This is a genomic window from Aliivibrio kagoshimensis, assembly GCF_050337105.1.
In the GTDB taxonomy this organism is placed as follows: domain Bacteria; phylum Pseudomonadota; class Gammaproteobacteria; order Enterobacterales; family Vibrionaceae; genus Aliivibrio_A; species Aliivibrio_A kagoshimensis.
In genome coordinates this window covers 1-17619 of the sequence record NZ_JAKJSQ010000028.1, presented here as the reverse complement: position 1 = coordinate 17619, position 17619 = coordinate 1, and the positions used below count along the sequence as shown (strand labels likewise).

Below are 17619 nucleotides of genomic sequence, written 5' to 3'. Positions count from 1 at the left end.
TACAAAGAATGCTTCTGTATGTTCTTCATAAGTAAATTGGTGATAGACTTACTGGCGACAATATCACTAAAATGGAGCTACGCATAAATGATGTCTTGTTAACCTTTAATTTAAATCGAATTTATTCATTGATTTGATGGATATCAAGTAAGTGTCTCTATTGTAAATTTTAAGTAAGGATTTTTGTTTTGAAATATCGTGCCGAAATAGATGGCTTACGTGCACTCGCAGTTGTTCCAGTAATTTTGTTTCATGCTGGATTTGAATTTTTTAGTGGTGGTTTTATTGGTGTGGATATCTTCTTTGTCATTAGTGGATATCTGATCACAACGATATTAATTGAAGATATCGAAAGAAATCGTTTCAGTATAATCAACTTCTACGAACGGCGTGCTCGACGCATCTTACCTGCACTCACTGTAGTAATATTAATAACATCTATAATGGGGTGGGTTCTATTAAACCAAACAGAACTTAAAAACTTTGGAGGTGCATTACTCGGAGTGGCGACCTTCACTTCAAATGTGGTTTTTTGGAGGCAGCAAGGTTACTTTGACGAATCAGCAGAATTAAATCCTTTACTACACACTTGGAGTTTAGCAGTAGAAGAACAATACTACGTTATTTTCCCTATATTTCTTCTGTTTGCATGGCGTTTTGGGAGAAGTCGAGTTTTTTGGACAATTACGATATTAGCAGTTGTTAGTTTGTTACTTAGTGAGTGGGGATGGAGAAACAAAGCAGCAGCAAATTTCTATTTATCTCCAACTAGAGCTTGGGAATTATTGGCTGGTTCACTATCTGCCTTTATCGTACAAAAACACGGGGTTAAAGCTAATGGTAGTTTATCTACACTCGGTTTAGTTGCTATTTTATCTTCAATTTATTTTTATGATGAGACAACACCATTTCCAAGTGTTTATGCATTATTACCAGTATGCGGAACTGTGTTCTTGATCCTTTTTGCTGAAGGAAAAACGTTTGTAGCACGTCTACTCAGTATTAAATGGATAGTTAAAATTGGTTTGGTTAGTTATTCAGCCTATTTGATACATCAACCGTTATTTGCATTTTTTAGAAAAGTAAATGGAGAGTTAAATATACCACTTTATTCTGGTTTGGCTCTAGTAACCTTGTGCTTTTTATTAGCATAWATCAGTTGGAAATATGTCGAATTACCATTTAGAAATAGGCAGAAGGTATCAAGTAAGCAAATAGGTTTATTTAGTTTAGCTTCGATTTCTCTTATTGCCTGTGCCGGTTTATTGTCTAAAAGCATAACGGGTAATATTGAACAAAAAATGGCCTTTGAACTAGGAAGTGCGGACTATATTTATTTTACTAACATTGACGAACGAAAGTTTAATGCATTTCGTTTATCTTTACCGTTGAAACCTATAAATACTTTAGTGATGGGCTCATCCCGAATTATGCAAGTAGGCTCAAATTCCTTAGGGGATGAAGTTCTTAATCTAGGTGTAAGCGGTGCATCCATTGAAGATGATATCGGATTTATTGGTGAGGCTGTAGCCAAGCTTAATCCGAGCCGTATTTTTATTGGGGCTGATCCATGGATATTAAATAAATATGATGGACAAGACAGGTGGCAATCGATTGATGAGTTATATGAGTTTTGGCTTGAGGCTATTTCTAAGGTTGTAGTATTGAATTCTGAGCCTCAACGTTTTCTTGAGGACATGGGAAGAGTTCAAGATCAAAGTTGGCCAACTACCTTATATAGGAAGGTAAATATCTCAGGCACAGTTGTAGCCAGTGATGGAAGTCATGAGGCAGTTGGGAAGAAAGCTTATGATGGTTATCACATATATAATGAAGAATACATTTCTAAAACACAATCATCTATGGAAGATGACTTCACAGGGTTGTTGAATTATGCAATGGCAACATTTGAATATGATTCTAACGCGGAAACTCAGTTACGTGAATTAATTCAATGGCTTAAGGCAAATGATATTGAAGTGTTTCTTGTATTGTCACCGTATCATCCAGGCTTATATAAAAGAATGCGGCTAGAGAAGGATATATTTCTTTCAGTCGAAGACTCATTTAGGAAAATTGCAATGGAAATGGGAGTTGGTATTGTAGGTTCATATAATCCTAGATTATCGGGGTGCATTGAAACTGAGTTCTACGATGGGATGCACCCTAAAGAGAAATGCATGCAAAAAGTACTAGATTCGATAACGAATAAATTGGATTCAATTCACTAAAATCAATGTAAGTAATTTTTGAACTAAAAGCCCTTGTTTAGCAGGGGCTTTTTTATGGACGCAGGGTAAAAGGAGAGGGGATGTTAGATGGTGGAGACACTGTTTTTGCCTCCCTCTTTTGAAACATACAGTGCGTTATCTGCGCGAGCCATTAATTTAAAAGGGTCTTCGTTTTTTTCTAATTGAGAGACACCAAAGCTGGCCGTTATCGAAAAATCATTAATGATGATCTGTTGGTCAATATAGTCTCTGAGGGTTTCGGCAACGATTAAAGCATTTTCTAGAGAGGTATTAGGCAGTAATACCACAAACTCATCACCTCCCCAACGGGCAGAGGTATCGATGGAACGTATATTATCTTTTAGCATCTTAGCGACTTCAACTAAAATAAAATCACCAGAAGAGTGACCAAACCTGTCGTTAACCGGTTTGAAGTTATCAAGATCAAAAGAGATCAAAGAGAGGGGTTCATTAAATCGTTTAGCACGTGCGCTTTCAGACACGAGCTGTTTTTCAAAGTGATAGCGATTAGAGAGTAGAGTCAGTGAATCTGTATTGGCTAAGCTCTGAATCTCAGTTACTTTCAAATTGAGTTGTTGATTGGCTTCATTAAGCTCTTTAGTCCGAACATCAATGACTTTTTGTAGTGATTCTTTCTCTAACCGGTTTTGCTGTTCCAGTAACTTTTCACTGCTGATGTCGCGATGGGCACCGATCATCCTAGCGACAGAGTCATCCTCATTCCTCTCCACAACTCGGGCTCGGTCTTCAATCCAGATATAGCCCCCGCATTGAGTTCGACAACGATACTTTATTTTATAGGCGTCAGAGCGTTGATTAATATAGGCATCAAAGTGCGACATCACTCGATCGAAGTCATCGGGATGAATCACGCTCTCCCACGTAAAAACGGTGTTTTCAAACGCATCAACTTCATAGCCGAGCATTCTATACCAGCCAGGACTTCGATAGACATAACCCGTATTTCCATTCCAATCCCAAATGCCATCGCTCACTATCTCTAATAGTGTTTCGAGAGAGTGCTCACTTAGCTTGAGTAATATATCGTGTTTCATTCCATTGACCTCACCACTACCTGCTCGCTAATGATACCTCAAACAATTAGGATTATTCACAATGAGTGTTAAATTTTGAAGAGGGGGCTGGAATTCTTTTTTCATACGCCCATGTTATTAATTGAGATAAAACAAGTGATTAGGTGAATAATATTGAAAAAGCGAATATCATTTCACTTGGAAAATCAATAACAAAAAAGCAACAAGGTTCATACGTCTCTTAGCGTGCTAGAAAAAGTGAGTAGAGCATAAAATAGGCATTGGTAACGTAGTTGTAGGTGAGATGTCGTAATGGTTGTTTTACCTGCGTTAATGGCTCGTTACAGGTTAATAATCATTTACAAAATAAAATATTTAGCATCTTGTTTCATAAAATATGTCATGTACATCATTTTTAGGACTGCTTAAAATTTCACTATCTCCTTCTTACATCCAAAAGAGCTTCTCTATATTCTGCTCAATGGATTTACTGCACTTAACTGGAGTTACGTATGAGTAACCAAGCCATAAAAAGTACACCACTAGAAACATCAAGTCGCATGGATCGCTTCTTGAACTTTATCGAACGGACTGGTAACAAAATCCCTGATCCTGCACTGCTGTTTTTTTGGGGCTTAATGCTCGTTTGGGCCTTGTCCGCTCTTTTATCACAAGTGACTTTCGGACTGGTTCACCCTATTACTGGCACGGCTGTAGAAGTGAACAACCAATTAACCGGTCAATCACTGGCTGGATTTTTATCTGGAATGGTCACCACCTTCACCGGATTTGCGCCACTAGGTATCGTACTAGTTGCCATGCTAGGTGTCGGCGTTGCTGACTCTTCAGGTTTTATCCAAACCGGCCTTAAAAAGATGCTGCAATTTACGCCAGCACGCTTCTTAACCCCAATGTTGATCTTGGTGGCTATTGTGTCTCACACAGCAGCAGATGCCGGTTACGTATTGGTTATTCCACTGGGCGGCATCATCTTCCACGCAGCGGGTCGTCATCCATTAGTGGGTATCGCAGCGGCGTTTGCTGGCGTATCTGGTGGTTTCTCGGCCAACTTTATCCCATCGGGAATTGATCCCTTGCTAGCGGGCTTCACTCAGTCTGCTGCGCAAGTACTCGATCCTAACTACATCGTTAATCCACTGTCGAATATCTTCTTTACTGGCTTATCGTCTGTGCTGGTGGTCGGAATCGGCTGGTGGGTGACTGAGAAAATCATTGAGCCACGTCTATCTAAAATCGAAATCGATGAAGATGCAGAGAAAGCCCCCGATCTAGGATCGTTCAGCGAGATTGAATCCAAAGCCTTTAACCGTGCTGGTTGGGCTATGGTTGCTGGTATTGTGGCACTTGTTGCCGCCGTTTACCCTGAAACCTCTCCACTACGCTCACCTGAAGGTGAAATCACTGCGTTCTCAGCGCCATTAATGCAATCTATCGTACCGTTAATTTTTGTGCTGTTTATCATTCCAGGCGTGGTATACGGCCGTGTGTCTGGCACCTTTAAGTCTAACAACGATGTGATTAAAGCGATGTCTGACACCATGGGTACCATGGGCAGCTACATGGTGATGGCGTTCTTCTGTGCGCAGTTCCTTGCTGCATTCAGTCAGTCGAACATCGGTACTATCTTGGCGTTATACGGCGCAGAGTTCTTGAAGTTCCTAGACATGCCAGGTCAAATGACCATTGTTGGAATGATCCTGCTTACCGCGTTTGTTAACTTGCTAGTCGGGTCAGCATCAGCGAAGTGGGCATTGATTGGTCCAATACTAGTACCAATGCTAATGGCGGTGGGGATCTCTCCAGAGCTTTCTCAAGCGGCATACCGTGTGGGTGACTCTGTGTCTAACATCATCTCACCACTGATGGTCTTCTTCCCACTGGTTGTGGTTTACTGCCAGCGTTATGTGAAGTCTTCAGGTATCGGAACCTTAGCGTCTATGATGATGCCATACTCGATTGCCATGTTAATCGGTTGGACCATCTTCCTACTCGCATATTGGGGCTTAGGCATTCCACTGGGCATCCAAGCACCATACACCTACACTATGTAGGAAGTGACAGGCGTTAATTAACGCATCATAGAAAACAAGTAAGCCAGAGCATAGGAGATGCTCTGGCTTTTTTGTGAGTGCCATTAATTGTTAACAAAATAATCAATTACATCGCAATTTCATTGATTATAGATTTTCACTTTAAATATGAAATGAATTGCTCTTTTTATTCCACTTGTTGTTGAAACTTAAATTATAGCTATGCATATTAACTCATATTGCTCTTTGTGGTTTACAAATCTTTGTTTTAAGGGGGCTTCTTAATAGTGATTTTAAGGTGAGTTATGAAAGGTAAAGGAATACTGTTTTTATTGGCTTTTGTGTCATTCAATATTGTGTCAGCCGAATACTTTATAGACAGAACGATAGTGGGGACGGGGATATACTCCAGCGGTGAATTTAGCGTTCTATTTGTTAATGTGGATGGTGACATAAGAGAGATGGCCCCGTGCGCCACCACGGAACGCTTTGCAATCAGCAGTACCGCTGCTAATTACCAAGATATGGTCACTCTTGTGATGACAGCTTACGCCGCAAAAGAGAAACATGTGGATCTACTGGTGAGCAATAGCTGTAATCACTGGGGAGATGCTCAGGATATATTGGGCGTTAAAGTAGGGATAATTCCGTGGTAGATATAGCGATGATCTCTTAATAAATCGCGTGATAAACAATTAAGCCAGAGCATAGGAAATGCTCTGGCTTTTTTGTGGGTGAAACAAATTAATAACAACAGTGTATATATAACAGCCTATTTGATATTTCTAATTGTAATTAAAACTATCGATTACACCCGTGTTTACAGTAATTAGTAGATTTACATTTTAAATATGAAACTAATAATTGTTTTAATTATGGTTAATATTGCAAGTTATATAATAGCCATGCATATTTATCGAGATTAACATTTTAATTGTGTATATGACTATCTGGGCTAACAACCAGAGGGCGGTAGCGTTGAATTTCACTTTATCAATATGGGGTTTATTATTATGACTAAACGTAATACCTCAATTTTATTACTGTTAATAGTAGCTGTTGTCGCGATTGCCTTATCTTATTCTAATCATAAATCCAACCAGGATAATGCAAAAAAGAACATAAAAAATAGTGAGTTAACCTCCATGGTTGGTTTGGTGTCACCTGCTCCTTCCGTAGAGCTTAGTGAACAAGCGGACTACCCAGCGCCCATCCAGCAACTGCAGCAAGCGATGACTCATTCAATGTTACATGAACAGCAAGAAAACGAATTTTTATTATCAAATAAGCTACCAAAAGTAGTTGCTAGTAAAGACGGTAAAAAAGAACTGCCTAATAAATATGTAGAGTTGAAATCAAGACTGGAAAATATTGAGGTTGTTATTAATAACAACCAGTAGACCGATTGTCACCCACACCCTTTACTCCCCCATAATACCCAATAAAAGTAGGCCGATATGCAAAATGGATTTTTTAGCATTAATCGTCGTCTGATTAAACGTCAGATCGCAGCATTAAGTTATGGATTAACCCTATCCCTGTTTTCATTACCTTCATTTGCAACAACACCTACCGGACCTAGCCAAACGGCTATGTTATCTGGGGATTTCTTTGTCTCCGGTGGTCAAGCCGGTTATACGCTGCCTATTTCTGTTGCGCCGGGTCGTGGCGGACATCAACCACAACTGAGTATTGAGTACCGAAGTGATTCACCCAATGGTGTGATGGGCATGGGATGGAGCATTGGCGGTCTATCTTCCATAGGGCGATGTGGAAAAAACATTGCCACCGATGGCGCTTGGGGAGGCGTAAACTTTAACGAAAACGACCGCTTCTGTCTTGATGGTCAGCGTTTGATTGCAGTATCAGGCAAAGATGGTGACAACTTAACGGAGTACCGATTAAAAGATAATGGTTACTCAAAAATCGTCTCCTTTGGCACCTCGGGCAGTGGCCCTGAATATTTCAAAGTGTGGCGCAAAGATGGCTCACTGTATGAGTACGGTAACACTGTCGATTCACGTGCCGAGCTGCCTGGGAGTGAGAGTGTATTAAGGTGGGCGGTTAATAAAATCGCCACCAAAGCCAATCAAAACAGCATCGATTTCACCTATCATGAAGATCTGGCGACTAGCTCGCATCGCATCAATGAGATTAACTATGTAGGCGGAAAAGTGGTGTTCAACTACGCCGATCGTCCGGATAAAACTTCGCAATACCGTTCAGGGGCTTTATTAAAACGAAGCCAACGCATCAGTGCTATTTCAACCTTTGCCGCAGATGGCACCACCGATACTGGCCAATACAACTTCAGTTATGCTCAGTCATCAGCCACTCAGCGCACGCTGCTTCAGTCTATTGAGTACTGTGTTGATAAGAACTGTACCACTAAGAGTGAGTTTGATTGGAGTTCAAGAGCGGCTTCAGAGTATGCCAACCAAAATATCACTTTTTATAGTCCTAGGTTTATGGATCGAAACCGTGATGGGACATCCGAGGTTTATGGCATTCTAAATCAATATCAGAAAGAAGATCATCGTATGTCAGATACGAAGCAAGTATATACACTGCGTAATCCTGATGGCTCTACAGTTGTTGATAGTAAAGGAAAATATACATTAGTAGGCTCGGAATCTAACCCTAGAATCCAGACTACAACATGGAAAATAATAAGGCACAGAACTAGAAATAGTGACGATAGGAATGATAGAGATTATAGATGGGATACAACGCCTGATAGTGTATGTATGGATGGTAGTTACAAGCCTGCAGGCAAGGATAACCTGGTTGCTTATTGTGGTAATAAAGCCGCTGGTGACTTTAATGGTGATGGCAAAGAGACATTAATTTCAAAAAATAATCAACAAAGTACCCAAGTTACTGACCTAAATGGTGATGGGTTAGATGACATTATCTATATCTATCCTTCTGATAATCGTTACATTAAATTTAAACTATCAGGTATCCACTCAAGTTTTAAAACGTTGCATGCCTTTAATACCAAAGGAAACACTAATCAATTTCAGTTGGCGGATGTTAATAACGACGGAAATTTAGATATCTTTACACGTTCGTTTGGGACGTTAATGCAAAACGGTGTCAATCGTAGATTTTACGATGGTTCTGGTGCAGGGAATATCTATCTATTCGATGGTAATCATTTCACTGCGAGGCAACAACGCTTTGGAGGCGTAACGGGAAATAGCCAGTTTGTGGACATGAACAATGACGGCTATCCAGAGTTGTTTCGAGCGGGTAAGTTCTACCGAAATAACTTTGGTACCGTTACTGATGAGGTTCTTCTCTCGTATGACTCTGCAACCACTTGGAATAGTATTTCATTTAGGGATCTTAATGGTGATGGCTGGAGTGATTTTACTGTTAATAATCGACGCTCTACTGGAAGTATAGGTACTTCAAAACTGCGCCGCTCTACCGCAGCGGTTCAAGATAAGATCATCAAATTCAGAGAGTTTGGCGTTGAGTATAGCATTGATTATACCGCGGCAGTAGATAGCGGTGTACATACTCAACAACCTCATTACGCGTGGCCGATAGTAAGCAGTACCCCGCGTCGTTATTTGGTTGAAAAAACCACCAAGTCCCCATTAGGTTACCAACCGACAGAAACCACCTACCATTATGAAGGGGCGAAATCGCACCGCAAAGGGCATGGATTTTTAGGGTATAAAACCATCACCTCGATACAAAAATCCGAAGTAGAAACCAAAACCGTGACGGAGTTTCTGCAAGGTGAGACAAACATTGAACTGGCAGGAAAAAGAAAGTCAGTCATCGTAACGAAAAACAGTCTCAAGGTCAGTGAAAAGCAGTTCGATTATAAACATTTGGAGTTTCAAGGCCAAGGCGCTAAGTATCATCAAGTCTATGCCAATAAAATCACCAGTAAAACTTTTGATATCAACCCTGATAGTCTGGCAAAAGTCGAAAAACAGGAGGTGGTTGATGTCATCAAAGATCGCTTTGGCAATACCACTAAAACCGTCAAAAACATCAGCAGTGATTTTGCAGGGGCAGGGGCATTTAAGGTTGAACAAACTAGTGAGTATATTGCCTCTTGGTTAAACAAAAACTATGAAGTCTTGCATTTAAACTCAGTGGTGAATATTGTCGATATTGAACAACGTTTAGCCAGCTACAAAACGAAACTGATCGGCCACTGTGCCGCCGACGGGAGTATCTACTTTAAACCGGCCGATTTGATTGTGTTGATTCATGGTGAAGTGGATGTGCCCATCATTGCGGAACGTTACAACGACTACTACAAATATAATAAGGCGAGTTACACTGAAGGGTTTGATGGACTTATTTCATACAGAGGTACGCTGAGAAGCGTGACAGAGAGTGTCTTTAACAACATTGAAACCAAAGAGTGTGGAAGCTACTCAATTTCTGATTTTGATGGTGATGGCAAAGTAGAGTTCAGCTCAGCGCCAAGCACACAATCAGAGTTAGCCACCGAAACAGGCGATAATTTCTGGAAAATATCGGCACCCAAATTCAGCACCGAAACCATCACCGATCTGAGTAACAACCTTATCCGTTCTGTGAGTAATACCTTTAGTTATGATACCAAAGGGCAGTTAACACAAAGCGATACCCAGAGCAGTCAGTATGAAGCGGGTGACAGCGCTTATGGTCGCGTCGACAAAAGCGTCATCAATCGGTATCGCTACGATCAGTATGGCAATGTTATCTCAACCGCAGTCAGTGGCACTGATCTAGCAGAGCGTCAATCGACCACTCAATATGATCTTAGCAACGGACTGTTTCCAATCAGTGAAACCAATGCACTGGGGCACAAAACGCAGTTTACCCATGACGGTAAAACCGGGCAGATAGCTGAATCCATCAGTGCCACCAAAGGGAGAAAAACCAGTTGGAACTACGATGAGTTTGGCCGACTAGCGCAGCAAACCGCACCGGGCATCAACAATATAACCAGTGTGAGTTATAAACTGGGGCAGCACTGTGCCAATGCCACCACACAAACCGCCTACTGTTCGATCACATCAGCAACACAGCGTGGCCAAACCGTAGTGCATTATGACTACGCAGGACGAGAGATCCGCAATTTGCACCAAGCGTTTAACGGTGAGTGGGTGGTACGCGATACCAGTTGGGATCGCAGTGGTCGTAAAGTGGCCTCCACCCGCCCTAGCTTTTTAAAGAAACTGAAAAGCACCCAAGCTACAGTCACCTTCACCTACGATGCATTGAGCCGAGTACGTACCAAAACCGAACCAGCTGCAGAGGGTGGGGATGCGGTATTTACCACTCGGTATTCTGGGCTTGAGACCACTCTGGAAGATGCGCGAGGATTTTTACACTCAACGCATCAGAACGTGCTTGGCCACATTAGCAAAAAAGTGGAGCCACACGGTGCCTATCAAGATTACACCTACTACCCAGATGGCAAACTGAAAACCACCACCGACTCGCAAGGTAATGTCACCTCGATTCGCTACGATAACCTAGGTCACCGTACCCATCTTGATGATCCCGATATGGGTAAGTGGCGTTATAACTACAATATTTTAGGGGAGCTGGTCACCAAACAAGACGCCAACGGGGTGAAAACCACCTTAACTTACGACCTGTTGGGACGTAAAGTGTCAGAGACCTCTGGCAGTCAAGTTTCTACATGGCGATACGATGAGCGAGGTGCAATAGGCACGCTATCCAGCTTTGAAGGCAATGGTAGCCGTACTGATTACTACTACAACCAGTCAGGTCTGTTAGAAGAGTCGGCCATGGTGGTCAACGGTGAGAAGTTCAGCACCCTGTATAGATACGATGAGATTGAACGGCTTGAACGCGAAGTGCGGCCAAATGGGGTGGATCAAACCAATCTTAGCAATGCCATTAACCTTGATTTTAATAAGTTGACTCAAGACCGTTTGGCCGTCGACTACTTCTACAACGATCTCGGTTATCTTGAAAAAGTGGGCAGCCCAAAAACCTATGCTGATGAGGTTTTCACCAGCGCTAGCTTCAGAGAAGAGATAACACTTCTAATAAAAGAGGCGACCGAGCAGGCGAAACAGTATTTAGCCAAAGCAGAAGAATACGCTACTCAGAAGACGTTCTATGCCGATAAAGCAGCAGAATACCAAGCGAAAACCGTCAATGTCCACCAACTAGAAGCCTCTTCAGCAGCACTGTTACAGGGGGCGAATCGCTATAAGCAGTGGTGTAATGCACAAGGTGAGTGTTACCTGCGTCCCGCCACTTGGGTGATGTTGCACGATGAGGTGACTATTCCATTAGATGTCACTTTAGATGGTACGATTTTCCGAATTGAAAGCCAGATTGCTAGCAGCGTTCCTGGTGAGCGAACGTATACCACGGTACTGCATCCAATCAATGAATCAGGGTTCTTGGGGCAACCGCTAACCAAAGCACACGACTTCCTACTGACGGATTACCACAAAGATGGTGGATTGGATCTGGTCAGCAGTGAAGATATCTATGTCGCCAAAGCGGACAGCACAACTCAACAGCAGCTGCTCTACACCGCAGATGATTTGGTGAAAGCGTCGGAGATTTCAGCCTCTCGTTACCAATACTATATTGAGTTGGCCGATCAGCTGTTATCGCTGGTAGAAAAAGTTGCTGATTTAAGTGGTCTCTACTGTGAGAGCGCCAATCAATTGGCAGGGGGCAGCACCGCCAATGTTGATTTTGCGGGTAAAGCGGGTTGTGGGAAAAGTGACGGGGTTAGTCAAACCGACCACTTAGAGCAGATCCATAAAAACTCTGAAGACGCAAAAGCTGGTGAGCAACAATACATCTACTACTGGCAGCGCCGTGATACCGATGCGTATGACCACACCTTAGCCGAAACCTTAGGTAATGGTTTGGTGAACACCTATGTGCATAACCAAAACACGGGTCGCCCAGAGTACATCACTACTCACAAAAGCAGCCAAGTGTTTAATAGCCAGCTGAAATCGGCGACCAATTCAGGGCGAAATATACGCTTGATTGAGTACCGCTACGATGATCACAACAACGTGACCATGCGATACGATCTTGAGCTAGGCATCAAAGACCGTTATGAGTACGACGGCTTAGATCGCGTGATCAAAAACAGCATTGAGCTTGATTCGGCCACGCGCCATACCGTTGGCAACCCTGACTTAAACGGACCATTTACTTTTAGTTACGACACCCTAGGCAACATTAAGTCGAAAACCGGCATTGGCAGTTACAGCTACAACAAAGTGAACGCAGGGCCACATGCGGTCACCCAAGCTAACGGCCTTGATTTTAACTACGATAAGGTGGGCAACTTAACGCACGCCACGGGTGAAGCTGGCGCAGTCGAGCGCACCATTGGTTGGAACTACTACAACAAACCCGTCTCGATTGAGCGCAATAACAATCGCGTTGAGTTTAAGTATGATGCCAACCACAGCCGTTACCTAAAAACCAGCAGTGATGGCAAAGAGACCATCTACGTTAGCAACAAATATGAACGCACCACCGACAATGCCACCGGAGAAGTGCAGCATAAACACTTCATCTACGCCGAAGGTAAGTTGATTGCGCTGAACACTCAGACCCAGGAAGCGAATAAAGCACTGAAAGACAAACAGGTGCGCTACCTGCACTACGATGCCCTGAACTCCGTGGATATGATCACCGATGGTTACGGCAATATCGTGGAAAAACGCAGCTACGATGTGTGGGGTAAAACCCGAAAAGTGGTGTGGCAAGAGAGCAGCCCAACCTCTTTGGCCTTAGCAGCCATCACCAACCGAGGTTACACCGGACACGAGCAGATCGAAGAGGTCGGCTTGGTGCACATGAATGGGCGAGTGTATGACCAAGAGCTAGGCCGATTCATCAGCGCCGATCCTATTATCCAAGCGCCGTTTGTGACCAATAGTTTTAACCGTTATTCGTATGTGTGGAATAACCCGTTGAAGTATGTGGATCCGACTGGGTTTGAACTATCTCAAGAAGAAATTGATAATATTGGTGGAAATCCATTCGGTTTAGAGAATAACTATAACGACGACCGCTATGATTGGACAGAAGGTAATAAGAAGGATGATAATGGTTCAAAACATAATATCTCATCTGAAAAGTTGTATGAGAATAATGAGGGTGAATGGGTAAACGGTACTGCTGAAGGAGTCATTGAGGAGTTTCAGCGTATTGAGACCATTGCAGGGAGAGTTATGTATGAATGTTATGGGGGGAACTGTGGATTATACGAAAATACGGATGTAGAGGGTATTTATGACAATTACATTCGTAAAGTATATATTTCAGGTGGGCGTTTAGTAAAGAAACATGTAACAGTTAAAGTTGGAATAGGTTCTGGGGTTAAATTAAAATATAGAGTTTCTGGGTTTAATGCTGAATTTGGAGCAAATATAAGTATTAAGTCAGTATTATCTGATGACCTTAGCAAGCAAGGTATTGATGTTGAAGTACAAGGACCAAGCTTAGAGGTTAGTCTTAATGGAAAGGGTATAAAAGGAACACTAGGTAAGACAATTGATCATTATCATCCATCAAACCCAAATAACAATACACAAACAAACCAAGTTGCAAAATTTGAAAATACGCTGTTTGGGAACGGTGAAGGACTATCTACTGATGGTGAATCACTTGGTCTTTCAATTGGGCATGGTATAATGGTTGACATTGAAATTAAGTGGTGATAATAAAATGATTAGATGTATGTTTTTAATGAAATTTTTGCACTTTTCAATATTGAGTGTTTTTATTGTTTTTTGCATAGGTATTATTAGATCAATGTTTCCAGATAGCTTTTGGAATGAGGATTTTTTTGGTTATTTATTTTTATCTGTAATGCTTGTTAGTAGCGTTTTGTTGCTAGTTATCCCAACATTAATTGTCATTTTAAATAAATGGATTGATGGGAAGGTTATTATTATTTTAATGTCATTAATATTTCCATTAATTGGAGGTGTTTTTTCATATTTTATGCTGTTAAAGCAATTTAAAGATTTTGAAAACCAACAAGTGAAGAATAACTAAAAAATCACCTTGGGAAATAACAAGGACACACGCCCTAACGAAACCTAAACCCAACCGATAACGGCATCTTCATGGTTTGTGTTCTCAGTGAAGGTTGGTGACTAAAATCATTGAAATAGAGTGAGTTCAACAAAAAAATAACAAGGACAAAAAATAACAAGGACACACGCCCTAACGAAACCTAAACTCAACCGGTAACGGCATCTTCATTTTTTGTGTTCTCAGTGAAGGTTGGTGTCTAAAATCATCGAAATAGAGTGGATTTAACGATAGAAAATAACAGGGACACACGCCCTAACGAAACCTAAACCCAACCGATAACGGCATCTTTATGTTTTGTGTTCTCAGTGAAGGTTGGTGTCTAAAATCATCGAAATAGAGTGAGTTCAACGATAAAAGCCATTAGTTATCGATTTTCTAAATAACAAGCACATAAATACATAAATAACAAGGACACACGCCCTAACCAAACACAAATCCCACCAACAACGGCATCTTCATTTTTTGTGTTCTCAGTGAAGGTTGGTGGCTAAAATCATCGAAATAGAGTGAATTCAACGATAAAAGCCATTAGTTATCGAACTTCGGACGTGTTGAGTGTGTGTTGGGGAAGGGGTTTTACGCGGCAGTGGTGATTTTAAGTCCGGTGGTTCGTTTCCGGTTCAATTTATGGATAGCGTGGGAGTATGATTTCACTTCTCCCACAATACTGGCGCGGTTTTGTTCAAGAGTGGTGCAGAGTTTTAGCCACTCTTTCTGTTCAACGTTCAACTGTTGTAAAACGGGAGGGGTAGAGGCATCAATCGCACCGCGTTTATTCGGCTTTATCTGTTTACCGCTCCAATCAACAAGCTCTAGGTAGTCATCCAATCTAAACGGAATGCCTTTAATCATCTCGTTGGTTGGGTTACCAATGAAGGGATGCAGGCAAGGGGGAGTTAACTTCTTCGATTTAAGGGCTGCGAGCCGCTCTTTTACTGAGGTGAAATCAGAGGTTTCAAGTGAGTCTGCCATGCTGGCTCGAATCGGATTTAAATCGACATAAGCCATCGCGGTTAGCAGCGCTTTCTCATCCAGCAGCGCCTGGCTTTTAAAACGGCCTTCCCAGAAGTGTCCAGTGCAGTCATCCTCTTTGTTCGCCAGCCTTGCAATGGTTTGATTGATGATTTTCATGAACCAACTGATGCTTGATAACCGTTCGCGCCACTCGGAGATGATTTGTTGGCACACGGCTTTGGTTGAGCTATGAGTGTCTTGTTTCGTTAAATAGCGGTGAATCAATACTGGCATTTCATGCAATGAACACCAACGGTCTACTACTTCTTGCTCAGACAGTTTTTTAACGCCATCACAATCAATACTGAGCACCAAATGGTAGTGATTATTCATGATGGCATAGGCACAGATATCAATACAAAACATGGCGCTGAGCTCTTTGAGTTTATCTTCAATCCAACCGCGACGGTGCTCAAAGCTCTGCTGAGTAACACTATCTACACCACACAAATAACTGCGTCTCACACATCGAGAGACAATGTGATAATAGGGCGTCGCCTCTGAGCAGATAAGCTGACTTCTTGGTACGGTCACTGGAAATATATCTCACTACAAATTGAACATGATGACAGTGTAAGCAGGTTTTCTCATGTAGAGATACAGGAATGAAAGACCCTGCGAGTGAGTCAGTGTTGAATTTGAAATAGATGAAACCAGTGAAGTTAAAAGTGCGAGAGCAGTGCTTAGAGTGTATGTCCCTTTAATATTCCTTTAATATTTATCCCTTTAATATTTCCCGGTAACAAATAACCAAGGTATATATCATGAATAAGCTGTCACTTTTAATTATATTGTTGATTACTTCTTTTTCTTCTTCGGCAGTTATCACCAAAGGAACGATTTCTATTCTTAGATCTCCTAGTTACGAAACAGGTTCAATTTACTTTAAATTGGATTCAATGCCTTCAGGCGTCACAAAATGGTTTTTTGCTGTGTCTACTACAAATGTTAGTGCCGGCTGTACACGCCAAGGTAATACTGAAAGTTTAAATCGTACGTATTCAATGCTACTTGCAGCTAAAACGTCGAATAAAAAGGTCACTGTTGATTACTGTTTGGATTCGAATGGTTATGGTGCTGTGAGATTCGTACAGATGGAATAGTTACTAAATTTAAATAACACACGTTGGAAATTATTAGAATGAAAAAATTAATTTTTTATATTCAAAACAGTTTTACTTCAAAGGAAATAAAAATGAAAAAGTTCGGTTTTTTACTATTAATGTTATTTTCCACTACCGTTAATGCTGAGTACCAGAAAGGCACAATTGACAAGATCAGAATGTGTGGTACAGGTGAAAGTGGCTGGATTAGAACTGTACAGTTTCAGATAAATGGTAAATGGTTTGGAACTTATGCTGATCATCACTATGGTGCTGGTGGTACTAGTTATGATAATAACCAAACTACCTCAATGCTCTTCATGGCTTTTTCTCAAGCTAAAGTTGTTGAAATAAACGCGAACGGGGGTTGGGATAAATATTTTACTAAATGTGGTCAAGCTAATGGAATTACTTTTCACGGCCGAGGTGGCGACTACATCCAGCTATCTAGGGAATAAAAAACGCATTTATATTTCGTTTACTTAAAAGGACTTAAAATGAAAAAACTATTAATAACAACCTCCTTTCTATTCACCGTATTCTTTTCACCACTTTCTTCAGCAGTTGATGCAAAAGGAACCATTGAAGAGATGCAAATATGTGGTACAGGTTCTCAAAGTGGAAATCAATGGATTCGTACTTTACAGTTTAAAATAGATGGAAAGTGGTTTTCTACTTGGGCTGATAATTACGGAACTAGTAATTCCGATCTTGACAACAGTATATCTTCCTCTGTTCTGATGATGGCTTATTCACAAAATCTGATGGTTGAGATAAGGGCAACTGAAGCGTGGCATGCTGTTCATAATAAATGCGGAGTTACATCTGGCGCTATATTCCACGGAAACGCAGGCGACTACATCCGTTTAGTGAAATAAATCGAAGGATTAAGCATGAAGTTGTTATCAATACTATTCTTAGTGTTATCTATGTTTTCGGCTCCATCATTCTCAGCTGATGTTACAAGTGAGCCAATGCAAATAACAAAAATTATGACTACTAATGGTGATGCATTTATTATATTTTTTGATAAAGAGGTGAGTCCAAGCTGTCATTATAATGGAACCAACTCTGGAACCAACTC

12 protein-coding genes are annotated in these 17619 nt (G+C 41.4%); 10 read left to right on the top strand and 2 right to left on the bottom strand.

The genetic code is table 11. The features are described from left to right. Nucleotides 1–188: 188 nt before the first annotated feature. Nucleotides 189–2231: an acyltransferase family protein gene (locus L4C32_RS10835; protein ID WP_428196897.1), complete on the top strand. Its 2043-nt coding sequence runs from the start codon at nt 189–191 to the stop codon at nt 2229–2231. Nucleotides 2232–2314: 83 nt separating this feature from the next. Here L4C32_RS10835 and L4C32_RS10830 read toward each other — a convergent pair whose 3' ends face one another. Then, complete coding sequence (locus L4C32_RS10830) at nt 2315–3307, bottom strand: GGDEF domain-containing protein (RefSeq protein ID WP_428196896.1); 993 nt, start codon at nt 3305–3307, stop codon at nt 2315–2317. A gap of 491 nt (nt 3308–3798) precedes the next feature. Between L4C32_RS10830 and L4C32_RS10825 the strand changes: the two genes are divergently transcribed. The 5 genes from L4C32_RS10825 to L4C32_RS10805 all read left to right on the top strand — a co-directional run bounded on the left by L4C32_RS10825 (nt 3799) and on the right by L4C32_RS10805 (nt 14376). Beyond that, complete coding sequence (locus tag L4C32_RS10825) at nt 3799–5358, top strand: AbgT family transporter (RefSeq protein WP_428196895.1); 1560 nt, start codon at nt 3799–3801, stop codon at nt 5356–5358. 284 nt (nt 5359–5642) lie between these two features. Further along, the gene (locus tag L4C32_RS10820) at nt 5643–5993 is read left to right on the top strand and encodes a hypothetical protein (RefSeq protein WP_428196894.1); all 351 of its coding nucleotides are present in this window, start codon (nt 5643–5645) and stop codon (nt 5991–5993) included. Nucleotides 5994–6350: 357 nt separating this feature from the next. After that, on the top strand, nt 6351–6737 hold the full coding sequence (locus tag L4C32_RS10815; protein WP_428196893.1) for a hypothetical protein: 387 nt from the start codon (nt 6351–6353) through the stop codon (nt 6735–6737). A gap of 57 nt (nt 6738–6794) precedes the next feature. Further along, nucleotides 6795–14036 carry an RHS repeat-associated core domain-containing protein gene (locus L4C32_RS10810; protein WP_428196892.1) on the top strand — a complete coding sequence of 2414 codons (7242 nt, stop codon included), beginning with the start codon at nt 6795–6797 and terminating at the stop codon, nt 14034–14036. A gap of 94 nt (nt 14037–14130) precedes the next feature. Next, entirely contained in the window at nt 14131–14376 is a 246-nt protein-coding gene (locus L4C32_RS10805; RefSeq protein WP_428196891.1) for a hypothetical protein, read from the top strand. A gap of 618 nt (nt 14377–14994) precedes the next feature. On the opposite strand, the gene L4C32_RS10800 is transcribed toward L4C32_RS10805, so the two are convergent. Further along, nucleotides 14995–15966: a transposase gene (locus L4C32_RS10800; protein ID WP_428196890.1), complete on the bottom strand. Its 972-nt coding sequence runs from the start codon at nt 15964–15966 to the stop codon at nt 14995–14997. A 230-nt stretch (nt 15967–16196) separates the two neighbouring features. On the opposite strand from L4C32_RS10800, the gene L4C32_RS10795 reads away from it, so the two are divergent. The 4 genes from L4C32_RS10795 to L4C32_RS10780 form a co-directional block, all read left to right on the top strand. Then, on the top strand, nt 16197–16535 hold the full coding sequence (locus tag L4C32_RS10795; RefSeq protein WP_428196889.1) for a hypothetical protein: 339 nt from the start codon (nt 16197–16199) through the stop codon (nt 16533–16535). A 38-nt stretch (nt 16536–16573) separates the two neighbouring features. Continuing rightward, nucleotides 16574–16993 (top strand): hypothetical protein, encoded by a 420-nt coding sequence (locus L4C32_RS10790; RefSeq protein WP_428196888.1) that lies wholly within the window; start codon nt 16574–16576, stop codon nt 16991–16993. A 39-nt stretch (nt 16994–17032) separates the two neighbouring features. After that, nucleotides 17033–17413, top strand: a complete 381-nt coding sequence (locus L4C32_RS10785) for a hypothetical protein (protein WP_428196887.1) — start codon at nt 17033–17035, stop codon at nt 17411–17413. 15 nt (nt 17414–17428) lie between these two features. Next, the coding region (locus L4C32_RS10780; RefSeq protein WP_428196886.1) for a hypothetical protein at nt 17429–17619 on the top strand (191 nt) is incomplete at its 3' end.

What these genes read in the sequence shown, in the direction of transcription:
- L4C32_RS10830 (WP_428196896.1), bottom strand. Translation starts at nt 3,307, where the DNA reads ATGAAACACGATATATTACTCAAGCTAAGTGAGCACTCTCTCGAAACA.
- L4C32_RS10825 (WP_428196895.1), top strand. Translation starts at nt 3,799, where the DNA reads ATGAGTAACCAAGCCATAAAAAGTACACCACTAGAAACATCAAGTCGC.
- L4C32_RS10820 (WP_428196894.1), top strand. Translation starts at nt 5,643, where the DNA reads ATGAAAGGTAAAGGAATACTGTTTTTATTGGCTTTTGTGTCATTCAAT.
- L4C32_RS10815 (WP_428196893.1), top strand. Translation starts at nt 6,351, where the DNA reads ATGACTAAACGTAATACCTCAATTTTATTACTGTTAATAGTAGCTGTT.
- L4C32_RS10810 (WP_428196892.1), top strand. Translation starts at nt 6,795, where the DNA reads ATGCAAAATGGATTTTTTAGCATTAATCGTCGTCTGATTAAACGTCAG.
- L4C32_RS10805 (WP_428196891.1), top strand. Translation starts at nt 14,131, where the DNA reads ATGTTTCCAGATAGCTTTTGGAATGAGGATTTTTTTGGTTATTTATTT.
- L4C32_RS10795 (WP_428196889.1), top strand. Translation starts at nt 16,197, where the DNA reads ATGAATAAGCTGTCACTTTTAATTATATTGTTGATTACTTCTTTTTCT.
- L4C32_RS10790 (WP_428196888.1), top strand. Translation starts at nt 16,574, where the DNA reads ATGAAAAAATTAATTTTTTATATTCAAAACAGTTTTACTTCAAAGGAA.
- L4C32_RS10785 (WP_428196887.1), top strand. Translation starts at nt 17,033, where the DNA reads ATGAAAAAACTATTAATAACAACCTCCTTTCTATTCACCGTATTCTTT.